Source organism: Brevibacillus massiliensis (genome assembly GCF_000311785.1).
GTDB classification, from domain to species: Bacteria; Bacillota; Bacilli; order Brevibacillales; family Brevibacillaceae; genus Brevibacillus_C; species Brevibacillus_C massiliensis.
In genome coordinates, this window is sequence record NZ_HE978538.1 from 42,462 (window position 1) to 64,427 (window position 21,966).

The following is a 21,966-nucleotide window of genomic DNA, read 5'->3' on the forward strand; positions in this document are numbered from 1 at the left end:
GTATGCTTAATCGTGTCATTCTCATCGGCAACCTTACCAGAGATCCGGAACTGCGCTACACGCCCAATGGTGTGGCAGTCACTACCTTTACGCTGGCGATCAATCGCCCGTTCTCTAACCAGAACGGCGAGCGGGAAGCGGATTTTATCAACGTCGTTGCTTGGCGCCAATTGGCCGATCTATGTGCGAACTATCTGCGAAAAGGCAGACAAGCTGCTGTCGAAGGCCGGCTCCAAACGAGATCGTACGATAATAAAGAAGGCAAAAAGGTATATGTGACGGAAGTAGTGGCAGAGAACGTCCAGTTCCTGGGCGGAAGATCGGGTGGCGAAGGAAGTGGCTACGATCCCGGCTTCAGCGGATCCAAGCCCGCCGCGAAGAGCAATGGTTTCGACACGTTTAACGACCCCTTCGCTGATGCAGGTAAGCCCATTAACATTTCGGATGATGACTTACCGTTCTAAGAAACTTTCGCATTCCTGAAAAGGAGGGAATTTCATGGCACGCAAAGGACGTCCTAACAAACGTCGTAAAGTATGTTACTTTACTGTGAATAAAATCAAAAAGATTGATTACAAGGACACCGATCTTTTGAAGAAATTCATCAGTGAGCGTGGCAAAATCTTGCCGCGTCGTGTAACAGGTACTTCTGCCAAGTATCAGCGGATGCTGACAGTAGCGATCAAACGTGCTCGTCAAGTAGCACTGCTGCCTTACACGGCTGAATAATAGGAATGAGAGATAAAAAGGGGGGGACACATTTCGTGACCCTCTTTTTTTCCATATGCAAAGGGGAGTCGCACCATATGCCCAATCGGACCAAACAAGTGGCTGAAAGCGCTTTGCTATTGGGGATTTCAACGGTCCTGCTGTTTTTAGGTACATATACTTTTTTCGGCGAACTGGTATTAATGGCCATTCCCGTATCGTTCATCCTGCTGGCCGTACAGCGAAGCGGAAGAGACATGTTGGTGGTCATCGTCGTTTATGCTACTCTGGGGCTGCTGATAGCGGGTATTTTTGGGATGCTTGTTGGTGTAGGTCTTGCCCTGGTCGGCACTGTCATGGGGATGATGTACAAAGGGCGCAGCTCTGCTCTGCCAGCCGTATTCGGCGGTGCCGGGGTGCTGTTTGGCTTGATATTGGTCTCGCTTGCGGTCGCTACCTTTTTTATGGGGATCAACATCGGCGCAGAGTATGACCGGTTGGCCCAAACCGTGACCAAAGGAACGCTTAACCTTTCGCAAAGATTGGGGATCAGTGAAGAGCTGATTGAACAGCAGATCAGCTTGTCGTTTGTCTTGCTGCCGTCTTTTCTCGTCGTGTTCAGCCTGTTTTTCAGCGGGGTGAATCACTGGTTGGCAAGTATAGTTGCAAAACGGACGGGTCATCCTATCCCTGTGCTAAAACCGCTTCGGGAATGGAGCTTTCCCCGGTCTTTTCTGATTTACTACTTTATCTCCCTCCTGCTCATACTCATCTTTCAATCTTCTCTCATGCAGGGGTATTGGGGGAGCGCGATTCTCAACGTCCGCTACATCTTGGACATCGCCTTTATTATTCAGGGCCTTGGCCTTTGTCTGTACGTCATTCACGCAAAGAGATGGAAATACCTTACACCTGTGCTGATCGTCTCTCTATTTATTTTTCCTCCTATAACTAATATACTAAGCTTATTAGGGATTTTTGATCTAGGAATCGGATTGCGCAAAAGACTGGAAACAAGAATGTGAAGAGGAGCTGAGGAAATGCCCAAGTTCCTTCTAAAGCGTTGGTACGGGCTGCACATGGTGTTGGCCCTCAGCTTCAGCTTATTGCTGTTAGCAATATTGACGTGGTACCACTGGATGTACGGAGCGCTAGGCATTTTATGCATTGTCGGGCTTGTTTTGTTCTCGCTGCAAATGGAGAAGGGATTTCAGCGGGATTTGCGCGTGTACTTGGCCACAATAGCCCATCGGGTAAAAAAAGCCGGTGAAGGCGTCATTCAGGAGATGCCGATGGGCATTCTGCTGTACAGTGAAGATAAAGTGATCGAGTGGACCAATCCGTACATGCAGGACATTTTAAGGGATGAATCGCTCATCGGCAAAAATCTTTCTGAAGTTTTTCCTGGTTTTGAAATAAAGCCCGATCAGAAGCGGGCAGAACTCATCATAAATGATCGGTACTACGAGGTTCTGATTCGTCCGGGCGACCGCTTGCTTTATTTTAAGGACATCAGCGAGTTCAAGGAGCTGTCCATGCGTTACAGCCGCGAAAAGGCCGTGGTGGCGGTTATTCATTTGGACAATCTTGACGAAGTTGGACAGGTGATGGACGAACAGAGCCGCACATTGCTCTCGACCAGTGTCTACGGAGTCATCAGCGAATGGGCGCAAAAGCACAAGATTTTCCTGCGCCGATATACCTCCGACAAGTTTATCGCCGTGATGCATCGCGAAACGCTGGATCGGCTTGAGGAAAGCCGTTTTGACATCCTGGATGTCGTCCGGGACATGACGGCGGACAATAAAATTCCCGTTACGCTGAGCATCGGCGTAGGCGGCGGGGATGCATCCCTGGTGGAACTGGGACAAATTGCCCAATCCAGCCTGGATATCGCACTGGGGCGCGGCGGAGATCAGGCTGCGGTCAGGGTCGGCAGCAAGCTCACCTTTTACGGCGGCAAGTCAAACGCAGTGGAAAAACGCACCCGGGTACGCGCCAGGGTCATCGCCCACGCCTTGCGGGATTTAATCCACGAAGCGGATTTTGTCATCGTCATGGGACATAAAAATGCGGATATGGACTCTATCGGGGCGTCGCTTGGCGTGTGGAAAGCGGTCCAGGTGCATCAAAAAAATGCATATATTGTCTTGGATGAAGTAACTACCGGCATTGAACGGCTGATGCGTGAGATCTACAACAACGAGCAGCTTTCAGAAGTATTTATCTCTCCGGAGCAGGCTCTGCAGCTCATCACCGGACGGACACTGCTCGTCGTGGTAGATACACACCGTCCATCGCTTGTGATTGAACCGCAGCTGTTGGAGGAGACCAGCCGGGTGGTTGTGATCGACCACCACCGCCGAGCAGAAGATTTCATTCATGATCCCGTTCTCACTTATCTGGAGCCGTACGCATCTTCCACCAGTGAGTTGGTGTCCGAACTGCTGCAGTATCAGAGCGAACGAATCAATATCGAAAACTTGATTGCGACGGCGCTGTTGGCGGGGATTGTCGTCGACACAAAAAGCTTTGCCTTCCGCACCGGTTCGCGCACCTTTGAAGCAGCGTCGTTTTTGCGACGCAACGGCGCGGATACGGCTTCTGTCCAGCGGTTCTTGAAAGAGGACCTCAATCAGTTTGTCAGACGCGCCCGGGTGGTTATGAATACGGAGATTTACCGCAATAATATCGCCATTGCTGTGGGCAATCCTCATGAAGAATACACCCAGGTGGAGATGGCGCAAGCAGCCGAACTGCTGTTGACATTGTCCGGGATTCAGGCCTCTTTTGTGGTTGGAACCCGTGCCGATGGAGCTACAATGATCAGTGCGCGTTCCTTGGGAGACATCAACGTTCAAACGATCATGGAACAGTTGGGCGGCGGCGGCCATCTGACTGGGGCGGCTGCCCAACTAAACGACATCACGGTTGAAGAAGCGGTTGAGCGCATCAAAGAAGTTATTGACAGTTTGTCGTAAAGGGGGAGAATTGCCGTGAAGGTAATCTTTTTGAAGGATGTAAAGGGACAAGGAAAAAAAGGGGAAGTAAAAGATTTGTCTGAAGGCTACGTCAGGAATTTTTTGCTGCCCAGAGGGTTGGTGAAAGAAGCGACCGAAGGAAATATAAAAACGCTCGAGGCGCAAAAGCGCAGCGAAGAAAAACGCAAGGAACAGGAAAAACAGGAAGCTGAGGAGCTGGCTGTCAAACTGAACGAGCTGACTGTAAAAATTACCGGAAAAGCAGGGGAAGGCGGACGTTTGTTCGGAGCGATCTCCAGCAAGCAAGTCGTTCAAGCCCTGGAAGATCAAGCTGGCATTAAGCTGGATAAACGCAAATTGGAGATGGATGCGATCCGGACCCTCGGGGTTACCCAGGTGAAAGCCAAGCTGCATCACGACGTGACAGCAGTGTTCAAGGTGCACGTAACGGAAGAATAATCAATCGAACACAAGTGAGCGAGGGGTGTGACGTGAGCGACCTGTTTTTAGATCGAGTGCCGCCGCAAAACTTGGAAGCTGAACAATCTGTATTAGGTGCCGTTTTTCTAGCAAGGGAAGCTCTCATCACGGCAGTAGAGATCCTTCGTCCGGAAGACTTTTACAAGACAGCTCACCAGCGTATTTTTAAAACGATGCTGGACCTTTACGAAAAAGGGGAGCCTGTCGACCTGGTAACCGTTACCGCTGAACTCCAGGATCATAAGCTGTTGGAGGAAATCGGCGGAGTATCGTATTTGACCGATTTGGCCCGATCGGTGCCGACAGCAGCCAATATCGAGTACTACGCGCGGATCGTGGAAGAAAAAGCCCTGCTGCGCCGCTTGATCCGCACCGCGACCAAGATTGCCAACGACGGATATTCCCGCGAGGATGAAGTCGGGGAGATCATAGCCGATGCGGAACGGTATATATTGGAGCTCGGACAGAACCGCAACAGCGGCGGCTTTACTTCCATTCGGGACGTGCTGATGGAGACTTACGAGCGAATCGAGCTGCTCAGCCAGCGTCGCGGCGAAGTGACAGGAATTCCCTCGGGCTACCCCGATCTCGACAAAATGACTTCGGGTTTTCAGCGTTCCGATCTGATTATCCTGGCTGCCCGCCCGTCCGTGGGAAAGACGGCGTTCGCGCTAAACGTGGCCCAGAACGTAGCGGCCAGGGCAGGGGAAACCGTGGCGATCTTTTCATTGGAGATGGCAGCTTCCCAATTGGTTCAGCGGATGATATGCGCGGAAGGCAACCTGGACGCCTCCAAAATGCGGACGGGCTGGCTCGAGGAAGATGATTGGCAAAAACTCACCATGGCCATCGGCACATTGGCTAAGGCGCCCATCTACATTGACGATACACCGGGAGTTACCGTACAGGACATCCGGGCCAAGTGCCGGCGTCTGCAAGCCGAACGGGGACTCGGGATGATCCTGATCGATTACCTGCAGTTGATTCACGGTCGGGGAAGAGGAGAAAACCGGCAGCAGGAGGTTTCGGAAATCTCCCGTACGCTGAAAGGTATAGCCCGCGAGTTAAACGTTCCAGTGATCGCCTTGTCCCAGTTAAGCCGTTCGGTGGAGCAGCGGCAGGACAAGCGGCCGATGATGTCGGACATTCGCGAATCCGGGTCAATCGAGCAGGATGCCGATATCGTCGCTTTCCTGTATCGGGACGATTATTACGACCGGGAGACAGAAAATAAAAACGTCATTGAAATCATCATCGCCAAGCAGCGGAACGGTCCGACGGGTACGGTCGAGCTGGCCTTTTTAAAGGAGTACAACAAATTCGTCAGCCTGGATAAACGCCATCGAGACATGGCTGGATAAAGCTGACAGCAAATGCCGAATCGTTCGGCATTTCTTTTTTTGTTTGCACTGAAACCGAACATATAGATTTATAGTTTTGAATATTGTTCGGCTTTTTCATTGACATGGAGGGTCTCGTTTAGTACACTAGGTAGTGTTTCTGACAAGATCAGGAGGTGCTTGGCGATGTCTACCGTCGTTGTTGTAGGAAGCCAATGGGGCGATGAAGGAAAAGGAAAGATTACGGATTATTTGGCAGAGACAGCAGAGGTGGTAGCCCGTTACCAGGGAGGAAACAATGCGGGTCATACCATCATTTTTAATGGGAACAAATACAAGCTTCACTTGATTCCATCAGGGATCTTCTATAAAGACAAGGTTTGTGTCATCGGGAACGGAATGGTCATCGATCCGAAAGCACTGGTGACGGAATTGGAATATCTTCACGGATTTGGGTTCTCTACGAAACAATTGAAAATCAGCAACCGCGCCCATTTGATCATGCCTTACCACATCAAACTTGACAGTGTGGAGGAAGAGAGCAAAGGGGCAAACAAGATCGGTACGACCCGCAAAGGGATTGGCCCTGCGTACATGGATAAAGCGGCTCGGATCGGCATCCGCGTGGCGGATTTGCTGGATCGGGATGAATTTGAACGGAAGCTGTCCCGCAATCTGGCGGAAAAGAACCGTCTGTTCGAAAAACTGTACGAAACGTCCGGGTTCGATCTTCAGGAAGTGCTTGAGGAATACCTGGGCTATGCGGAAATCATTCGTCCGTACGTGGCGGATACTTCTGTGGTGCTCAACGATGCAATCGATAAGGGAAATCGCGTGTTGTTTGAGGGAGCACAAGGCGTCATGCTGGACATCGACCAAGGGACGTACCCGTACGTCACTTCTTCCAATCCAATCGCCGGCGGTGTAACCATCGGCTCCGGCGTAGGGCCGACCAAGATCCATCAGGTAATCGGCGTAGCCAAAGCGTACACGACCCGTGTCGGCGATGGTCCGTTTCCGACTGAATTGCAGGATGCAATCGGCGATCACATTCGCGAGGTGGGTTTTGAATACGGCACGACGACAGGCCGTCCTCGCCGCGTCGGCTGGTTTGACAGCGTTGTTGTCCGCCATGCCCGCCGTGTCAGCGGGATTACCGGGTTGGCTGTGACCAAGCTGGATACGTTGACGGGAATCGATACGCTTCGCATTTGTACGGCATACAAATACAATGGCGAAGTGATTGAGGAATTTCCGGCCAACTTGAACGTCCTGGCCAATTGCGAACCGGTGTACGAAGAATTGCCTGGCTGGAAGGAAGACATTACCGGAATCCGAAACATCAACGACTTGCCGGAAAACGCCCGCCATTACGTCGAGCGGATTACGCAGCTGACCGGAGTGCCGTTATCCATCTTCTCCGTTGGTCCTGACAGGGAACAGACGGTCGTGGTTCGCGGAATATACTCCTAAATATTTTTAAAGAGAGACAGACACCACTGGGGAACGTCTGGGCATATGGTATCCCATACCAAACGAAAACGAGGTGTTTGAGATGGGATTTGACCAAAAGGCGTTGAAACTGGTTGGAAAAAAGGTAGAAGTAAAGATGTTTAACGGCAGCGTGATCAAAGGCACGATGTCTCACGTGAGCAAAGGGTATGTTTGCTTTATTACTACCTTTAAGCGGGCTGATACGGAACAATTTTCATTCCGTCGCTTATCCCTAAGAGATGTCACCTCGATGATAGAGGTCAAACGTTAATGATAGATAAACAAAAGCCACCCGATCCGCGTACAACGGTTGGGTGGCTTCTATCTCCCATCGCAAGGGGATTTTGCAGAATCTTTTTTACACTTCGCCGTCTGCAGCTGTGATGATCGCTGTCGCCTCGTCAGCGCGGTCTTCCGGAACGACAGCAGTCAGCAAGACGCTTCTCCCGACTGTTTCCTGGCCTCCGTCAGACATTCCACTCGCCGCCGGATCTGCTGCAGCCAGTATGCTGGCGTCCCTGCCGGTTGGAAAGTCCGCGCCCAAGGTCAAGGAGCCAAGGTTGGGAATTTCCCCGGTTATCGGATTCGTTACCTTTTGAATCCCTTCTCCCGGATATCTTCCAATGACTTCTACCTGCACCGTGTCGAAGCCGGCTTTCTGAAGCTGTTTGGCCGCTGCATTGGCGGCATCTTCATTCCGGAATCCAGCGAGAATATTACGCTCTTTCACGGGTGACCTCCATATTTTCAATCGAAGTTTTTTCTATTGTGCCACACAAAGATTGAGATTATTCGACGCTATTTTACACTTGATGACGGCAACTTACTTATGGTAAAGTCGTAATAGTTGATTTTTCGATATTTTTGTCAATTATAACCTAATATAGATGAAGGAACAGAATGTTAATTAGCTATTTTAGAAACATTCTGTTAACTTGTGACTTTTTGTTCAGGAGGGTTGATGATGGGGCTAGCCGAGTGGAAAGCCTGGTTGAAACAACGTTTGAAACCAATTTACACAGGCGATAAAACAAAGAAAATCGGAGAACAGGTCAGCACATACATATCAAAACATAAAAAAGCGGTTATCTGGAGCAGTTCGGCGGCAGTTGTCTGCCTGGCTGTCGGGGGTTCCGCCACATACTATTACGAATCCAATATTATACCGATCTACCACGTCATCGTTAACGGCAAGGAAGTGGGGATCGTCAATGATACAGAAATCGTCCACAAGTGGGCTGAGGAGCAGTTAAAAAAGGAAGAATCTAAGAAAAACGGCGCTCCTTTGAAGTTGTCTGATTACATAAGCTTTACGGAAGAAATGGTATATAAGGGGAAATACGATAACGAAGCAACATTGGCCGCTTTGGACAAAGAAGCGGAGATCAGGGTAGACGCGGTAAAAATTAGCGTAGATGGCACTGTCATCGGATACGCGGCCAATCAGGCGGAAGCAAACGAAGCACTCAACCGCATCAAGAAAAAGTATGCGGGCGAAGTACCTGAAGAAAAAAATTACACAGTCTCCGCCGCTTCTGTCAAAATGGCAGCGGACAGCCCGAAGAAACAGGTCAAGTTTAAGGAAAACGTCACCACCGACGAGGGTTCTGTTCCGGTAGCACAAGTTCTGACAGTGGACAAGCTTACCGAGCTGCTCGGCAAAGGAACGTTAAAGCAGGAAGTACATACGGTCAAAGAAGGCGACTGCATCACGTGCATCGCCAAGGAATACGGTATCACCTCCAAAGACATATATGCAAACAATCCGGGAGTGACCGAAAATACACTTTTGCAGTTGGGTCAGAAGTTGAACGTGACGGCGACGAGACCGCTGGTCACCGTTCAAGTAGTAGAGGAAAAAGAGCAAACCGAAAAAATAGACTATACGACTGAAACGAAGAACAATGACAAGCTTCCAAAGGGTGATACGAAAGTCATCCAGCAGGGGAAGGAAGGCAAAAAACTGGTTCGCTACCAGGTCGTGACGGAGAACGGGCAGGAAGTCTCCAAAACCGTATTAGACGAGAAGGTTCTGGAGAAGCCCGTGACCAAAATCGTCGAGAGAGGTACAAAAGTCATTCCCTCCCGTGGGACAGGCCGTTTGAGTTGGCCGGCTAAGGGATACATCAGCAGCGGTTTTGGCATGCGCTGGGGCCGAATGCACAAAGGGATTGATATAGCGGGCTCCGGCTCCGTGCTTGCGGCAGACAACGGCCGTGTCATCTTGGCCGGCTGGGATGGCGATTACGGAAATTCGGTGGTGATTGATCACGGAAACGGAATGACGACCCGTTATGGCCACATGAAGTCCATCAGCGTAAAAGTGGGAGATGTCGTCAGCAAAGGCAAGAAAATCGGGGTCATGGGTTCAACAGGCGACTCTACAGGTGTCCATCTCCACTTTGAAGTTCACAAAGATGGTAAATTGATGAATCCATTGTCATACTTGAGATGATAGTAGTAGAATAAACACAGAAGGTCGTTCCCAGTTCACACAGGGGGCGGCTTTTTCTTTGGACTTCTTCTGAGGAAGCTTCCCTTATCAAAGATTGAAAGGCAGGAAAACATATTCTATAAGTGGAATCCATATAGTAAGTGGGGTGAGCGCAAATGGCCAAACTCCTGGTCGTGGATGATGAAAGACCGATTGCCGACATACTTAAATTTACCTTGGAAAAAGAAGGGTACCAGGTGGTATGCGCATATGACGGGGAGGAAGCGCTTCAGGCGGTTCAAATGGAGAAGCCCGATCTGATCCTGTTAGACGTGATGCTGCCCGGAAGAGACGGCATGGAAGTATGCCGCACTGTACGGCAATCCTTTGACATGCCGATCATCATGCTGACGGCGCGGGACTCGGAACTGGACAAGGTTTTGGGACTGGAGCTGGGAGCCGACGACTACGTTACCAAGCCGTTTAGTGCGCGTGAGCTGGTAGCTCGTGTAAAAGCTCATCTTCGCCGGTCGAGGCCAAAAGCGGAAGAGCAGGATGGGCACTTTTTGCGTATTCATGACCTGGACATTGACTTGTATTCCTATACCGTAACAAAGCTAGGGGAAGTACTCGATTTGACTCATCGGGAATTCGAGCTGCTCGTATACCTGGGGCGGCACCAGGGGCAGGTCCTCACCCGGGAACATTTGCTGCAGGAAGTATGGGGTTTTGACTACTTTGGCGATGTTCGTACGGTTGACGTGACGATCAGGCGGCTGCGGGAAAAAATTGAGGACGATCCAAGCCAGCCCAAATACATCATTACCCGGCGCGGTCTGGGGTACGCCCTGCGCAATCCCGGCCTGGGAGGCCCCATGTAGATGTGGCGGCTTCGTTTGTTTAAAACGGTCCAATGGAAGATTGTCGTTATTTACATGTTGTTGATTTTGATCGCGATGCAGTTTATCGGGGCTTATTTCGCAAGGGAAGTAGAGAGTTACTACACCAATTCCTTCGAGGAAAACCTGAATGCCCAGGCGACGCTGTTGGCCGCCAATTCGGAGCGGTATCTGAGTTCACCGGCCAACAACAAGAAGGATTCTGCCCCTGATGTGGATACGAGAGACATCGACAACCTCGTGTACAATCTCGTAGCGGTGAATGACGCTAGAGTTCAGGTGGTAGACCAAACGGGTACCGTGGTGTCGACCACAGAGGATGATAAGGGAATCATCGGACAGCGTACGGCCCAGAAGGAAATCGCCATCGCCTTGATGGGCACGCGAAATGAAGCGATCCGGATCGACCCGAGGACAGGCAACCGGGTAAAGGTGCTGGCTGTGCCGGTAAAGCGGGGTAACGTGGTTTACGGCGCGGTTTACATGGTGGCCTCGATGGAAAAGATGTACACGACTATCCGGAACATTACCAGCATTCTCGCTACGGGAACGGGGATCGCCCTGCTCTTGACGGTCGGACTCGGCGTCGTGCTGGCCCGCACGATCACGAAACCGGTCAAGGAGATGACACATCAGGCGAAGGCCGTGGCAGACGGGAATTTCAACCGCAATGTTCGGATTTACGGCGACGACGAGATCGGCCATCTTGGCATGGCCTTCAATTACATGACGGCCCGATTGCGGGAAGCGATCCAGCAGCAGGAAGAGGAGAGGGAAAAGCTGTCGCAGATCCTCTCCAACATGAGCGACGGCGTTATCGCGACGGATCGGGACGGACGAATTATCTTGATGAATCGTTCGGCGGAAGAGATGCTGCAAGCAAAAGAGACGGAAGTGCTGGCAAAGAGGATGACGCTGCACGATGTGCTGCGGCTGCCTTCAGAAGAAGAGATGCCGCTTTCTTCCGATTCGGGGCCGCTCATCCTGGAGATGCAGCTGGCCCCGCAGGAAATCTTGACGCTGCGGGTGACCTTTACGGCACTTCAGCAGGATAGCGGGAAAAAAGGCGGGATGTTTGCCGTTCTGCAGGACGTCACCGAACAGGCCCGTCTGGAACAACAGCGCCGCGAATTCGTCGCCAATGTTTCGCATGAGCTGCGGACACCGCTGACGACAATCAAAAGCTACGTCGAGGCGCTGCTGGATGGCGCGAAGGACGAGCCGGAGCTGTCCAATCGCTTTTTAGGGGTGACGATGACCGAGACGGAGAGGATGATTCGGCTGGTCAACGACCTGCTGCAGTTGTCGAGATTTGACTCGCAGGGAGTGATCCTTCACCCCAGAGCGATCGACTTTACGCAGTTAGTCAAATATGCGGCGGACCGCTTTTCCCTGCAGAGCGAGCAGCAGGGCATCCGCTTTGTGCCTGAAATCCAGGGAGAGCTGCCGCAGGTCTATGCCGATCCGGATGCGATTAATCAAGTGCTGGACAATCTGTTGTCCAACGCAATCAAATTCACCCCTGAAGGGGGAGCGGTTACGCTGCACGTCAGCTCCGACAAACAACTGCGCAGGGTCATCATCTCCATCACGGATACAGGCATCGGCATTCCGCGGCGAGATATCCGGCGCATCTTTGAACGGTTTTATCGGGTGGACAAAGCCCGCTCCCGCAGACAGGGAGGGACGGGGCTGGGACTCTCCATCGCCAGGGAACTGGTTCAAGCGCATGGCGCGGAGATCGAAATCGCTAGTGAATGGAATGAAGGAACGACAGTCACTTTCTGGGTGCCCTTCGCTGAGGGGGGTGAGACTGCATGAGACAGGTGACCGAATCTGGCAAGACGGTAATCCTGTGCATCCTGGTAGCTGTCAGCTTCCTGTTGACTTTTCAATTGTGGAACAAACAACCGCAATTTGAATTTATCGCGCCTACCACCTACCTGGAGTCAGGGCTGATCGGCGAGTCGAAGGACATGGAGGATCTGGTGACTCCGAGCGCAGTGGTGTTTCACTACGGAGAAAACCGGCATACCAAGGCAGGACCGACTGATGCGCCGTATGCATCGATCCAATCACAGCTTGGCAAATGGTACTTCTATGACTTTCTCACCTACCCCTTGACCAAGCAGAAGTGGGAAAGCTTGGCGCAGGTGAAGCCCGGCCTGGAAATTGATTTTCGTTCCGGGATACCGGTCTCGATCATCTCGCAAATGTTCGCCTTTCGCGGAGAAATGTCCAACCGGATGAAAGGCATCGACCGGATCTGGCTGTATTACGAAGAGAGCGAGGATATGGTTTACGCCTTGTTCATCTCAAAAGACGACAAACAGGTGGTTCGTGCCCGCACAGTCGTGAGCCCCAAGGATTTGACGGAATCCTACCTGCCGATGGGCCGTTTCATGCCGGAGCAAATCCTGAAGTACATGCCGGAGGAACCGGCCAGGAACACGGTATTCTGGCAGATTTACTACGTTCCGAAAGAGCAGCAGAAAATCCGTCAGTTCCGCTTCCACTACTCGCTGCTCAATGAAAAGGCGATCATCGACGCGTTCTTCCTGGACCCGTCGCTAATCCGCAAGATCGTCGAGCGGGACAATACCGTGATATACACCGATGGAAGCAGGTCGCTGCAGCTTCGCAAAGAGCAGCAGTTGATGACGTTTACCGACCCTGCCCTGCCGCAAAAAACAGAAGGGCTGTCGGATGAGGACAAATTGCTGGGAGCGATCTCGTTCATCAATCAGCACCTCGGCTGGACGGGAACCTATTACTTTGACCGGCTGGAACAGCGATTGGGAGAGGGAGACGTGATCTCTTTCAGACGGTACGTCGGGTCGTATCCGCTCGTTAGCAATGACGGCAGGGAAACGATCTCAGTCACGACAGAAGAAGGGCAAATCGTCACGATGAAACGCTCGCTCATCGATTTGGAAAACTACGTTGACTACAAGGAGTCGACGATCATCTCGGGGCCAACCTTGTACGAGCGTTTGCGGGCGCAGAAGGTGGATACCGATCAGATTCAAAATGTATATTTGGGATATCAAAGCCGGGTATTTCCAGAGTACGTGGAATTGACTCCGGTCTGGGCGGTAGAAATGCAGGATGGGACGACCTTGATTCAAGACGCTCGTGCGAAAAACCCGGAAGAGGAGGAGAGCCAGTGGACTGGAGCCGAGCCAAAAGCATCCTGATCTGCGCCTTTCTCTTCCTCGATCTTTTTTTGGGGTATCAGGTCTACGTGTCGCGGACGGAGCAGTGGGTAGACTCGGATACAGTCAAAAACGGGGTGGAGAGCACCGCTTTTCTGGCGCAGCATCATATCTCGCTGAAAGTGGACATCCCCCAGGAGACGCCAGAGATGAACTACGTAAACGTGGAGTATTTGGACGCGGATCCGATCACGGCTCACTTGGCCCAACCCATCCAGCTTAATCTGTCCAAGAACCCCGACGATTTTTTAAGGCAGATGAGCCAAAAAGTCGTTCACGCCGAACAGTACCGGCTTGATCACTATTTGCTCGGGAAGGGGGAGATTATGTTTTGGCAGTCGCATGACGGTGTGCCCATCTACATTGCCCCATTGGAAGTGAAAGTGGAAAAAGGCATGGCGACAGGATACAAGCAGACGTATCTTCACGTCCACAATCAGGGAGACAACCGGCAGGTGATCTCCGCCTATACGGCACTTCGCTCGCTGGTCGAAAAAGAGATTATCACAGCGAACGAACAGGTGGAGGATGTCACGCTGGGGTACTACGGCCACGAGTACGATGCCGTCGTGCAGGTTTTGGCACCCGTATGGAGAATCATCCACAACGGGAAAATCCATTATGTGAATGCCTTCACGGGGGCCGTGGAAAGACCGCTGGAAGCGCAGACAGGTACAAGAAACAGCGAGGATGCAGGAAGAAGGGAACAGGGTTGAGATTTAGCGTGTTGGCAAGCGGCAGTACAGGAAACGCCATCTATGTCGAAACAGACCGAACCTCACTGTTGATCGACGTGGGGATCACAGGCAAACAAGCCGATGCGGCCCTGCAGGAGATCGGAGTAAATCCGGCGGAGCTAAAGGCTATTTTGGTGAGCCATGAACACGTCGACCACATAAAAGGCGTGGGTGTCTTGGCCAGGCGGTACAACATACCGATCTACACCAACCAGAAGACCTGGGGAGAGCTGGAGGGGCAAATCGGCACGATTACAGAGGATCAGCGCCGTTTTTTTGAGATTGGGGAAACGAAAGAGTTTGAAGACCTGGCTGTCGAATCATTCGGGATCTCGCATGACGCTGCCGAACCGATGGGCTTCTGCTTTTATCACGGAAAGAAAAAGTTGAGTCTGGCCACAGACCTGGGCTATGTCAGCGAGCGGATCAAGCAGACGATTCGCGGGGCGGACGCGTACATCTTTGAGGCCAATCACGATGTCGAGATGCTGCGGATGTCGCATTATCCGTGGAACATCAAGCGGCGCATATTAAGCGATGTCGGCCATCTGTCCAATGAAACCGCCGGAGAGGCGCTGACCGACATTCTGCAGGGACGGGCGGAGCGGGTCTACCTGGCACATCTGAGCAAGGAGAACAACATGGCAGAGTTGGCCCGTCTGACCGTGAAAAATATTCTCGAAGAAAAAGGGTTAAAGGTTGGCGATGACACCCATCTGCGTGAGACGTATCCGCATCGTCCCACCAGACTGGAAGAGGTATGATTCCACAACCTTTCCATATTTCTCACGCCACTTTCCCGTAACGGATTCGTATACTGAGAGTGAAGGATGGTATAACTTCTATGAAAGGCTGCTAAGCTTACTAGTAGAAGAAAGGAGAGATAGGAAATGGGGTATTACGACGATTTCTACGAACCGGAGCGCAAAAAACGGCGTGACCAGGGCGTTGGCCGCTTTATCGTTACCTCTGTTACATCTGCAGTAATCGGCGGACTTGTCGTTTTATTAATGATGCCAGCACTTACTAAATCAGGGTATGTATCGTTGAATCAACCGAATACCGCTCTGGCGATGGACAAGAGCGTAGGGGCGACGCCTGTATCGGTGTCACAGCCTGTGTCGCTGGATGTGAATACCGGCATCGTCCAGGCGGTGCAAAAGGTGGAAAATGCCGTAGTCGGGGTTATTAACATCCAAAAAGTCACCAATCCCTGGACGCGGCAGAGCGGTACGGTCGAAAGCGGCGAGGGTTCCGGCGTCATCTTTGAAAAAAAGGGCGGAAAAGCTCATATCATCACCAACTATCACGTCATTGACGGGGCGCAAAAGGTGGAGGTGTCCCTGCCCAAAGGGGATCGCGTCGAGGCGACCATTCTCGGGGCTGATGCCTTGACCGACCTGGCTGTCCTGGAAATTGACGGTTCGAAGGTAACCACCGTGGCAGAGCTGGGGAATTCCGACACGCTAAAAGTGGGTGAACCGGCGATCGCAATCGGGAACCCGCTCGGCCTGCAATTCTCGCAGACGGTGACGGCCGGCATTATCAGTTCCCTTAACCGCTCGATGCCGATCGACGTGGACAACGACGGGCAGACCGACTGGGACATGGATGTCCTGCAAACAGATGCGGCGATCAACCCCGGCAACAGCGGCGGCGCTCTGTGCAACATCTACGGACAGGTAATCGGGATCAACAGCATGAAGATCGCCAAGGAAGGCGTAGAGGGACTCGGCTTCGCCATCCCGATCAACGACGTGAAGAATATCGTGTCGCAATTGATGCAGGATGGCAAATTGAAGCGGGCCTATATCGGCATTCAAAATCCGCTTGATCTGACCAATGTGCCGCGCTCTGCGTGGAAAGAAGATCTGAACCTGCCGCAAGATGTAAAAGCAGGTGTCGTCATCAGAGGCGTCCCCGATTTCTCGCCGGCAGCAAAAGCAGGTTTAAAACAATACGATGTCATCGTCAAGCTTGATGACAAAGAGATCAACTCGACAGCCGATTTGCGCAAGTACCTGACCATCAACAAAAAGCCGGGGGACACGGTGAAAGTAACGTTCTACCGGAACGGTTTAGAGAAGACAGTCCAACTTACGCTAGGCAATTCGCCTACCAACTAAATCAGCAGGTAAGCAGAGGGGTGCCAAATGCGGCGCCCCTCGTTTGCTTATGTATAGTGGGATGAAGTCTTTCTGGTCTATAACATGCCCGCTTGCTGTGCCAGCAAGAAGACAAATGCCGCTGAGGACAAGAGGAAAACGGCCACCCAAAAAATCAGGTACTTGTCCCAGATCGTCTTCTTGTGAAATACAATCTGAATTCGCTGAAGCTCGACATGTGTCTCCGGAAATCCTGTCAGGTGTTTTTTGTAACCAAGCACCAGGGCAAATTTCAGCAGTTCAAAGAACTCGATCAGTTCCAACGAAACGGTTGCTGATTTTCCGTTTTTAGGGATTTGTTGAAGGGTAATTTTGCTGTTGGAAAAGGTTACATAGATCGTAGAGGGATGAATGTCGTCCTCGGTAATTTTGAATTTGTCATTCGGCGGGATTTGCCCGCGGCGAAAGCCGATATAAGCGGCGTGCAGTCTGAGGAATATGCCGGGAAACAGTAAAATCTCCGCTTTGTTTCTGGTGACGACGATCGAGCCCAGTCCCAGCATGGCGTTCTTGTCCGGCTTGACATATAGAAATATGGATCCTTTTGAACTTTTGTATTGAACCAAGGTGCAATCCCTCTTTCTACTGTGGATGGTTGGGCAGCGGGTAGGATTGATTACCTTTTCCCGCTGGATAGCGGTATTAAAACGTGAAACGTGAAAGATCCGCACCTTCTTTTTGTGGACGGGATTGGATAAAATAAGGGAAGCGCAGCAGCAAGGAAGGGACGGAATGTACATGACCAAAAACATGAAAGATGCAAATGATGACGCACAAGTGCGAACGATACATATCAAAGGCGAGAAGACCGAGATATACGCCGATTTCCCGGTTCGAGTGAGCTGCCTGGAGCACCTGGAGCGGGAGATTGACGACTACGTGAACCAATATGAGACGGCACCTGATGTATTTAGACGCGGAGATGTAGATGATCCTGCTGCTGCGGATACATGCATGGTCTGCGGGGCCGGGGGACAAGCGGTGCTTTTGCGCGTGAAAGGAATGTAGCAGGTGCAAATTACAATCGTAGCTGTCGGCAAGTTGAAGGAAAAGTATCTGAAGGATGGCATCCAGGAGTACAGCAAGCGCCTGTCTGCCTACTGCAAGCTGCAGTTTATCGAGGTAAGTGACGAGAAGGCTCCGGAAGAGTTGAGTCCCACCGAGATGGAGCAGGTAAAGCGAAAAGAGGGCGAGCGGATCCTCGCTCAGCTCAAGCCGGATCTGTATGTGATTGCTCTGGCCATCGACGGGGAGATGTGGTCGTCGGAAAAGCTGGCTGCTGAGATGGGCCGGTTGGCTTTGCATGGGAAAAGCCAGCTGGCTTTTGTCATCGGGGGTTCGCTGGGGCTGTCGGCGGAAGTGTTGAAGCGGGCGGATGTGAGGCTGTCGTTTTCGAAGATGACGTTTCCGCATCAGTTGATGAGGTTGGTGTTGGTGGAGCAGGTGTATCGGGGGTTTCGGATTGGGAGGGGGGATGCTTACCACACCAAACCCTAAACCGTATAGTTTCAATTTCAGAGATACGATTGAATTTATTTTATTTATGTTCAAAGGTGAAATCATTCAAGTAAAGCGGGTAGTTTAAACAATGAAGGTGACCAGTTATGGTCACCTATTATTTATGGTATGGTTCATTATTGAGTATGCGGTATGCTCGGTAAATTTGTTCAAAAATTATAGTCGTTTTTAATCCTAAGTCCATCTCCATTGGGCTAATGGATAATACCTCGTCATGGGGTATGGAATCAGCACCTATTAGAAGAGATACGTCTGATTTCCCTGTTACACCCAAAAGGTTTATTTTATCTGCGAGTTCTTCGGAACTAATTGTATTACCTTTTGAGGAGATAACTATCTTATATGTCTTATCAGATAACTTCTTTGAAAGTGATTCTAGGTTTTTAAAATGGTGTAGTTGTATTTTGCAGCTTCTACTTAAACGCTTCTCATATTCTTTGATACCTTCTAGATAAAATTTTTCTATTTTGTCACCAATAACGTAAATTTTAAAGTTCATGATTACAAACCTCAGCTAAGTGTTATTTTTTGTACAGCTTATATTAGAGTACGTTCTTCAAAGTTATATTACAAGGTGTGTTAGGGTGATCATTGATTAGGGTAAACCAGATGAAAGATTATATTCGGACACTTTTTCTCTTTATTATCTACATTTCCTTAACGAAAAATATATAGGTGTAGAAATTTTGAAATATTTAAGACCTGTTTTCTCACCTAGTTTATAGGTACATGATGAGAAAAATTTAATAGGCAGGTGTCATCTAATGATGAATCCAGACTTACAAGACAGGCTGTTTGAACGGTTCCCTTGGGCGGAAGCAAAAGATCCGAATTCAGGCGAAGGTTTAGGTTACTTAGCTCCGTGTTGGTGTGGAGATGGTTGGTTTCAATTGATCTGGAATATGTTTGAAGAGATCGAGAATGTTTACAAAGCCAAGGACATACCTGTTAACGTAGTGATTTGGGAAATCAAAGAGAAGTATGCGTCCATGCAAACTGTTATTTGTAGGGGTATTCCAGAAATACATGCTATTACGGAAAAGTATGAAAGGCTATCTGAAGAGGTTTGTGAATCGTGCGGCGATTCAGGAAGCATTCGAGATATGTTTGGATGGCTCACTGTGTATTGTGACTCGTGCTTCAAGACCGAAAGTGAGAGAAAACCTACTTTCAGGTATTTTGATGCAAATGGTAATTTGCTTCGAGATGATGGTTAGTTTTATCCAACGGCTTTAACATTTAACTATTTCGATAACCAGGGTAATTTAAGTGTCGGTAATGGTCAGATCGTAGTTCGGGGACCTTTATTTAAAGGAATAATCAAGGACAGTAAATGATAAAATATCTTTGATCTTTTTGCTCTTCCAAGTTATATTCTCAACGAATTAACGAGTAAGGGAGGAAGAGCAAATGAACAAATTGACTCGTATCACTCAAGAAGAAATTATTGAGAAATTCCCTTGGGCAGCAGAGCTAAATTTAGCAGAAGAAATGAATAATGAAGAAGGATACTTCTACGACTTACTAAAATGGCAGTTTGGTAATGGGAGAATGAAGCTAATAAATGACATGTTTCAGGATATGTCCAATTATTTTAAGTCTATCAACAAAAATCCAGACGTAACAGTATATGAGGTAAAGGATGTAGGTGGTTTTTTGAGAGTGGAATTACTCAGTGAGAACCAAAATATTTACGCTATCAAAGAGAGGTATGAAAAATTAAGTGAGGTTACGTGTTCTGAATGTGGAGATTTAGGCATTCTTAGAATGATGAAGGGCGGTCCAATGGTATTATGTGAGCCATGCTACTGTGACCGTTTGTTTTGACGGAGAGTCCTGAAAATATCTTTGAGGGGTAGAAACTTCTAAAGCTCTACATAGAGCTGAAAAAGTCTTACCCCTTTTCTATTGTCTCGATATTTTGGGTGATTATAAACCAATCTACAAGAAATCAAAATATTTATGGAGTGGCACTAAGATAATAAACATAGTTAGTAGGAGAAAAATGAGCAAAATCGGATAAGCACAAAGTGATAAATGATTTCGGTTACATCACCTCAATCGAGCAATTGGGTATGCATGCAAGGAATAAATCAGAAGTTCTCTCACAGATTCCATATGGGAGAGGGTGTTTCCAAGATGAGCATTCCACCAAAATAGTCTGCTCAGGGGAAATGATCGTCATTTAAGATTTGGCTACCCACTATACCCACAGATCCCACAACCTCCACAACTCCACAGTTTCCCCTTAGTTCAATATCAATTCCGTTCAAGTGCATCGATTAATATATTTATTTGCCTATTGGTTACTGCTTTTGAGTTTCATTAATCGAATAGAAGAGGTTAAGGAATACGTTGTGATAATGGAAACTTTATAGTGATACAGATATTGAATGGCTTCTTTTTTCATCAGGACACTACATGGTATGGATAACAGTTTTCATTTCTTAGGGAGTACTGAGAAAAGTATTTCAATAGTTTTTTGTTTTTCCAGAGTTTTTTCAAGAGATTCCAGATAATCTTGCGAAGGTTAATTGTTTGTGACCTTTAGCTCGAATACCTGGAGTGGTAATAATGGGTAACAAAAAAACAGTTAGTACACGACAAGACATGAAAGACTACAAGAATCAAAAGAATCTGAAGGACAAAAGCGAAGGTCAAGTGTGTCTAGAAGAATTAAAATCATCGTTCAGTCCATATTGGGAAGTTAAACTCTATTGGGGTATAAACCAAAAATTCCCTCATGGAACATATGTTGTGGAGTTTACATCTAAAGGGAGAAAGCGTACGAGCAAATCCTATTTGCATCATGAGTTGATGGATGAAAACAAGTTCTTTTCCTCGGTTCTAGCCGATTTAGCCTCATTTGGACTTTACATTGACAAACCATTGTTAGAAAAGATGATTATTTTCGCTATTGAGCTTAGAAAACAAGATATTGCCGAAGAAGTTAGCACAGACAAGCTGAATTCTTTGATTGGTGGTGGAGTCTTAAGCCAATCTGATGCAGTTCGAAATCTTGATTTGCTCCAAGAAGATCTAATGTTTGACTTTGATGATCTTGCTGTACTCTCTGAAAACAACTATAACCCGTTGATGCATAAGGGTATTATCTTAGACTCAATTGAATACACAGGAAAGTGTTTAATTGCTGTCACAAGATATACTTTAATGGAATTGTTCGTTTGGGACGAAGTAGAGGACAAACCGAAACGTGGGAAATACAAGAGTAACGCAAGATGTATGAAGTTGGATGAAATTCTTCAAGGTTGGGAAGATTGCGGATATTTAAAGAAGTTTACGAGAGAAACGCATAAGGGTCAAAAAATTAAAGGCATTCAGAAGGAATTCAAATCTGAACGTTTCTACATTATAGAGTGTCCTAAAGTGTATGATGCCCTTATTAATGGTGTTGGGGGTGCTGACGATGTATAGCCCCTTCCTTTTGAGGGGGAACAAGGAGAGGCATCTACTCTCCTTATCCCCGATAGAAAAACTGATTAAACCAACTTCATGGGATGAAATGAGCAGGAAGACATTATCTATCATTCCTTATACCGGAGGTAAAGCAGGGCTTGTTTCCTCACTAGTTCCGCTTATTGAATGGACTGCGAAACAGTATGACCTTAAAGCCTATTATGAGGTAACTGGTGGAGGAGGAAGATGTCTTCTCAATATTGACCCGAAATTATTTAAGCATCGAGTATATTGTGACGCAGACTTACCGCTGTGTTGTCTTTTCCAAGTTCTGACCAACGAGTTTTTAACCAAAGACCTAATTAAAAAACTATACAGACAGGATTATTCCGAAGAGGTTTTCAATGAAGCTGTTACCGTAAGGAAACAAGATAATGAATTAGCAGAAGAAGGACGTTTCAGTGAGGCATCCGACATTATTTCCGCTGCAGCTAACACGTTTATTGCAGCTGTCATGAGTAGAGCCGCAGATTTTACAACTTATGATAGTAATTCAGCCAGAGCTAGGCGAAAGGGGG

Annotated in this window: 24 protein-coding genes; 21 read left to right on the plus strand and 3 right to left on the minus strand. The window is 48.9% G+C overall.

The window, feature by feature from the left end:
* Nucleotides 1-2 precede the first annotated feature (2 nt).
* The 8 genes from ssb to HGBM_RS09490 all read left to right on the plus strand — a co-directional run bounded on the left by ssb (nt 3) and on the right by HGBM_RS09490 (nt 7,274).
* Nucleotides 3-464, plus strand: a complete 462-nt coding sequence (gene ssb / locus HGBM_RS09455; protein WP_019120859.1) for a single-stranded DNA-binding protein — start codon at nt 3-5, stop codon at nt 462-464.
* Nucleotides 465-498: 34 nt separating this feature from the next.
* Nucleotides 499-729, plus strand: coding sequence for a 30S ribosomal protein S18 (rpsR, locus tag HGBM_RS09460; protein WP_019120860.1), 231 nt, complete (start codon nt 499-501; stop codon nt 727-729).
* Between the two features lie 77 nt (nt 730-806).
* Nucleotides 807-1,733, plus strand: a complete 927-nt coding sequence (locus HGBM_RS09465; RefSeq protein WP_019120861.1) for a YybS family protein — start codon at nt 807-809, stop codon at nt 1,731-1,733.
* Between the two features lie 15 nt (nt 1,734-1,748).
* Nucleotides 1,749-3,689: a DHH family phosphoesterase gene (locus HGBM_RS09470; RefSeq protein ID WP_019120862.1), complete on the plus strand. Its 1,941-nt coding sequence runs from the start codon at nt 1,749-1,751 to the stop codon at nt 3,687-3,689.
* A 15-nt stretch (nt 3,690-3,704) separates the two neighbouring features.
* Nucleotides 3,705-4,148 carry a 50S ribosomal protein L9 gene (gene rplI / locus HGBM_RS09475; protein ID WP_019120863.1) on the plus strand — a complete coding sequence of 148 codons (444 nt, stop codon included), beginning with the start codon at nt 3,705-3,707 and terminating at the stop codon, nt 4,146-4,148.
* A gap of 32 nt (nt 4,149-4,180) precedes the next feature.
* Nucleotides 4,181-5,530, plus strand: a complete 1,350-nt coding sequence (dnaB, locus tag HGBM_RS09480; RefSeq protein ID WP_019120864.1) for a replicative DNA helicase — start codon at nt 4,181-4,183, stop codon at nt 5,528-5,530.
* Between the two features lie 165 nt (nt 5,531-5,695).
* Entirely contained in the window at nt 5,696-6,982 is a 1,287-nt protein-coding gene (locus tag HGBM_RS09485) for an adenylosuccinate synthase (RefSeq protein ID WP_019120865.1), read from the plus strand.
* An 82-nt stretch (nt 6,983-7,064) separates the two neighbouring features.
* Entirely contained in the window at nt 7,065-7,274 is a 210-nt protein-coding gene (locus tag HGBM_RS09490) for a hypothetical protein (RefSeq protein ID WP_019120866.1), read from the plus strand.
* 87 nt (nt 7,275-7,361) lie between these two features.
* Here HGBM_RS09490 and HGBM_RS09495 read toward each other — a convergent pair whose 3' ends face one another.
* Complete coding sequence (locus tag HGBM_RS09495; protein WP_019120867.1) at nt 7,362-7,733, minus strand: hypothetical protein; 372 nt, start codon at nt 7,731-7,733, stop codon at nt 7,362-7,364.
* A 234-nt stretch (nt 7,734-7,967) separates the two neighbouring features.
* Between HGBM_RS09495 and HGBM_RS09500 the strand changes: the two genes are divergently transcribed.
* The 7 genes from HGBM_RS09500 (at nt 7,968) to HGBM_RS09530 (ending at nt 16,414) form a co-directional block, all read left to right on the plus strand.
* Nucleotides 7,968-9,458 (plus strand): LysM peptidoglycan-binding domain-containing M23 family metallopeptidase, encoded by a 1,491-nt coding sequence (locus HGBM_RS09500; protein ID WP_019120868.1) that lies wholly within the window; start codon nt 7,968-7,970, stop codon nt 9,456-9,458.
* Between the two features lie 155 nt (nt 9,459-9,613).
* On the plus strand, nt 9,614-10,318 hold the full coding sequence (gene yycF / locus HGBM_RS09505; protein WP_019120869.1) for a response regulator YycF: 705 nt from the start codon (nt 9,614-9,616) through the stop codon (nt 10,316-10,318).
* The gene (gene walK / locus HGBM_RS09510) at nt 10,319-12,157 is read left to right on the plus strand and encodes a cell wall metabolism sensor histidine kinase WalK (RefSeq protein WP_019120870.1); all 1,839 of its coding nucleotides are present in this window, start codon (nt 10,319-10,321) and stop codon (nt 12,155-12,157) included.
* The gene (locus tag HGBM_RS09515) at nt 12,154-13,533 is read left to right on the plus strand and encodes a YycH family regulatory protein (RefSeq protein ID WP_019120871.1); all 1,380 of its coding nucleotides are present in this window, start codon (nt 12,154-12,156) and stop codon (nt 13,531-13,533) included. The genes walK and HGBM_RS09515 overlap by 4 nt, the downstream gene beginning before the upstream one ends.
* A complete protein-coding gene (locus tag HGBM_RS27120) occupies nt 13,503-14,267 on the plus strand; it encodes a two-component system regulatory protein YycI (RefSeq protein ID WP_019120872.1) in 765 nt (254 codons plus the stop codon). The genes HGBM_RS09515 and HGBM_RS27120 overlap by 31 nt, the downstream gene beginning before the upstream one ends.
* Entirely contained in the window at nt 14,264-15,052 is a 789-nt protein-coding gene (locus HGBM_RS09525) for an MBL fold metallo-hydrolase (protein ID WP_019120873.1), read from the plus strand. Before HGBM_RS27120 ends, HGBM_RS09525 begins: the two co-directional genes overlap by 4 nt.
* 126 nt (nt 15,053-15,178) lie before the next feature.
* Nucleotides 15,179-16,414 (plus strand): S1C family serine protease, encoded by a 1,236-nt coding sequence (locus HGBM_RS09530; protein ID WP_019120874.1) that lies wholly within the window; start codon nt 15,179-15,181, stop codon nt 16,412-16,414.
* A 77-nt stretch (nt 16,415-16,491) separates the two neighbouring features.
* Here HGBM_RS09530 and HGBM_RS09535 read toward each other — a convergent pair whose 3' ends face one another.
* Nucleotides 16,492-17,019 carry a hypothetical protein gene (locus HGBM_RS09535; RefSeq protein ID WP_019120875.1) on the minus strand — a complete coding sequence of 176 codons (528 nt, stop codon included), beginning with the start codon at nt 17,017-17,019 and terminating at the stop codon, nt 16,492-16,494.
* A gap of 166 nt (nt 17,020-17,185) precedes the next feature.
* Between HGBM_RS09535 and HGBM_RS09540 the strand changes: the two genes are divergently transcribed.
* Both HGBM_RS09540 and rlmH read left to right on the plus strand, forming a co-directional pair.
* On the plus strand, nt 17,186-17,461 hold the full coding sequence (locus tag HGBM_RS09540) for a CxxH/CxxC protein (protein ID WP_019120876.1): 276 nt from the start codon (nt 17,186-17,188) through the stop codon (nt 17,459-17,461).
* A gap of 3 nt (nt 17,462-17,464) precedes the next feature.
* Nucleotides 17,465-17,950, plus strand: coding sequence for a 23S rRNA (pseudouridine(1915)-N(3))-methyltransferase RlmH (gene rlmH, locus HGBM_RS09545; RefSeq protein WP_019120877.1), 486 nt, complete (start codon nt 17,465-17,467; stop codon nt 17,948-17,950).
* A 118-nt stretch (nt 17,951-18,068) separates the two neighbouring features.
* Here the strand turns inward: rlmH and HGBM_RS09550 are convergent, their stop codons facing one another.
* On the minus strand, nt 18,069-18,470 hold the full coding sequence (locus HGBM_RS09550; protein ID WP_019120878.1) for a 23S rRNA (pseudouridine(1915)-N(3))-methyltransferase RlmH: 402 nt from the start codon (nt 18,468-18,470) through the stop codon (nt 18,069-18,071).
* Between the two features lie 268 nt (nt 18,471-18,738).
* Here HGBM_RS09550 and HGBM_RS09555 point away from each other — a divergent pair, with 268 nt between their 5' ends.
* The 4 genes from HGBM_RS09555 to HGBM_RS30740 form a co-directional block, all read left to right on the plus strand.
* Entirely contained in the window at nt 18,739-19,188 is a 450-nt protein-coding gene (locus tag HGBM_RS09555; RefSeq protein ID WP_147512843.1) for a hypothetical protein, read from the plus strand.
* A 193-nt stretch (nt 19,189-19,381) separates the two neighbouring features.
* A complete protein-coding gene (locus HGBM_RS09560) occupies nt 19,382-19,798 on the plus strand; it encodes a hypothetical protein (RefSeq protein ID WP_019120880.1) in 417 nt (138 codons plus the stop codon).
* A gap of 747 nt (nt 19,799-20,545) precedes the next feature.
* A complete protein-coding gene (locus HGBM_RS09565) occupies nt 20,546-21,406 on the plus strand; it encodes a hypothetical protein (protein WP_019120881.1) in 861 nt (286 codons plus the stop codon).
* Nucleotides 21,399-21,966: DNA adenine methylase (locus HGBM_RS30740; RefSeq protein ID WP_035286785.1), on the plus strand; the 568-nt coding region annotated here is incomplete at its 3' end. The genes HGBM_RS09565 and HGBM_RS30740, both read left to right, overlap by 8 nt.

Bases quoted from the DNA above. Each gene is read 5' to 3' on its own strand.
- HGBM_RS09515 (WP_019120871.1), top strand. From the start codon at position 12,154: ATGAGACAGGTGACCGAATCTGGCAAGACGGTAATCCTGTGCATCCTG.
- yycF (WP_019120869.1), top strand. From the start codon at position 9,614: ATGGCCAAACTCCTGGTCGTGGATGATGAAAGACCGATTGCCGACATA.
- HGBM_RS09490 (WP_019120866.1), top strand. From the start codon at position 7,065: ATGGGATTTGACCAAAAGGCGTTGAAACTGGTTGGAAAAAAGGTAGAA.
- rpsR (WP_019120860.1), top strand. From the start codon at position 499: ATGGCACGCAAAGGACGTCCTAACAAACGTCGTAAAGTATGTTACTTT.
- HGBM_RS09470 (WP_019120862.1), top strand. From the start codon at position 1,749: ATGCCCAAGTTCCTTCTAAAGCGTTGGTACGGGCTGCACATGGTGTTG.
- HGBM_RS09500 (WP_019120868.1), top strand. From the start codon at position 7,968: ATGGGGCTAGCCGAGTGGAAAGCCTGGTTGAAACAACGTTTGAAACCA.
- walK (WP_019120870.1), top strand. From the start codon at position 10,319: ATGTGGCGGCTTCGTTTGTTTAAAACGGTCCAATGGAAGATTGTCGTT.
- HGBM_RS09465 (WP_019120861.1), top strand. From the start codon at position 807: ATGCCCAATCGGACCAAACAAGTGGCTGAAAGCGCTTTGCTATTGGGG.
- HGBM_RS09540 (WP_019120876.1), top strand. From the start codon at position 17,186: ATGTACATGACCAAAAACATGAAAGATGCAAATGATGACGCACAAGTG.
- HGBM_RS09550 (WP_019120878.1), bottom strand. From the start codon at position 18,470: ATGAACTTTAAAATTTACGTTATTGGTGACAAAATAGAAAAATTTTAT.
- ssb (WP_019120859.1), top strand. From the start codon at position 3: ATGCTTAATCGTGTCATTCTCATCGGCAACCTTACCAGAGATCCGGAA.
- HGBM_RS09565 (WP_019120881.1), top strand. From the start codon at position 20,546: ATGGGTAACAAAAAAACAGTTAGTACACGACAAGACATGAAAGACTAC.
- HGBM_RS09555 (WP_147512843.1), top strand. From the start codon at position 18,739: ATGAATCCAGACTTACAAGACAGGCTGTTTGAACGGTTCCCTTGGGCG.
- HGBM_RS09560 (WP_019120880.1), top strand. From the start codon at position 19,382: ATGAACAAATTGACTCGTATCACTCAAGAAGAAATTATTGAGAAATTC.
- HGBM_RS09485 (WP_019120865.1), top strand. From the start codon at position 5,696: ATGTCTACCGTCGTTGTTGTAGGAAGCCAATGGGGCGATGAAGGAAAA.
- HGBM_RS09530 (WP_019120874.1), top strand. From the start codon at position 15,179: ATGGGGTATTACGACGATTTCTACGAACCGGAGCGCAAAAAACGGCGT.